This window comes from Sphingobacterium sp. UBA7625, assembly GCF_002484085.1.
Classification (GTDB): domain Bacteria; phylum Bacteroidota; class Bacteroidia; order Sphingobacteriales; family Sphingobacteriaceae; genus Sphingobacterium; species Sphingobacterium athyrii.
Genome location: NZ_DLJD01000007.1, coordinates 10,953 through 12,173, shown reverse-complemented (window position 1 = coordinate 12,173; position 1,221 = coordinate 10,953). Strand labels below are relative to the sequence as shown.

2 protein-coding genes are annotated in these 1,221 nt (G+C 41.4%); one reads left to right on the top strand and one right to left on the bottom strand.

What is annotated here, in order from left to right; translation table 11 throughout:
- A partial coding sequence (gene smpB, locus B4G94_RS03450) for an SsrA-binding protein (RefSeq protein WP_286857169.1) occupies positions 1–329 on the top strand: 329 nt, incomplete at its 5' end.
- Here smpB and B4G94_RS03445 read toward each other — a convergent pair.
- On the bottom strand, positions 326–1,221 hold an 896-nt coding region (locus tag B4G94_RS03445), incomplete at its 5' end, for an AraC family transcriptional regulator (RefSeq protein ID WP_349681859.1). The genes smpB and B4G94_RS03445 overlap by 4 nt on opposite strands.

The window sequence follows — 1,221 nt, the reverse complement described above, 5'->3', positions numbered from 1 at the left end:
CAAATATTAACGATAGTTTCTGCAGTTTCTTCGAAGATGGGCTTTACATTCGTAACATGCATATTGCCGAATATTCCATGGGTTCATTTTACAACCATGAAGCAAAACGCGACCGCCAGCTTCTGCTGACAAAAAAAGAACTTAAGAAATTAAAAGAAAAAGGTGAAGAACGGGGTTTTACAATTGTTCCATTGCGCATATTTATCAGCTCACGTGGTTTTGCAAAAGTTGAAATTGCCCTTGCACAAGGTAAAAAAGACTTCGATAAACGGGAAAATATAAAGGAAAGAGATGTCAAACGTGAGCTTGACCGCGTTATGAAATTCTAACTTTGCCATTGCGCCAGGACAAATGTTCCTGGCGTGATGCCTACCCTATTTTTAAACAGCCGGACAAAATAATTGACATCATTGAATCCTGCCCCAAAACAGGACTCCTTAACATTACGGGTCAAGAGTAACAACTGCTTAGCTTTATGAATACGCTGCTGAATCACATATTCCATCGGGCTAAGCCCAAGTTCCCGATTGAACATCCTGGTCAAACTGGCCTTGCTCATGTGCGCGGCCTTCTCCAATAGGTCTATCGATATCTTCTCGGTAATATTCCTACGGATAAACTCCTGTAAATGAACAAGTACCTTATTAGGCGATTTCCCCACCTTCAACGCCATAAGAGACTGCGACTGCAGCAATCGAATCGTAAGCTCCTTAAACGTCAGATCCGCCAAAACATCTTTAAGCGGATTCTCGCTTATAATAATCTGAAATAATTTATTAACCAATTCGGCCAGTTCGTTGGAATTATAAAGATGAAAAAGTTCCGGATCAATATGCCAGCGGTCCAACTGTTCCTTTGGATAAAATTCATTTAAATAATCCAATACAGCTTCTATTTTCTCTTTCCGGATAGTGAGCGCCGAACACTGTGTAGGCTGCTCCAGTGTAGCTTCCGGAAAATCAATATGCATACCGACCATGGCTGGCAATACGATCATCTGTCCGGGTAGATAGTCAAAAGCTTTCATATGATCCAGGTGCATAATTTTCTTCCCTTGAATCATATTGATCATGACCAGGTCATCAAACCGCAGGGGCACATATTCAGACACACGATATGTCTCATATATATTCAGTTCCAGGCTATCCAATGTAAATGCGCGGCGGTTTTCCACCAGCGTACTGAGTTCTCTTCCCTGAGAAAATGGCAATGTATGAATCA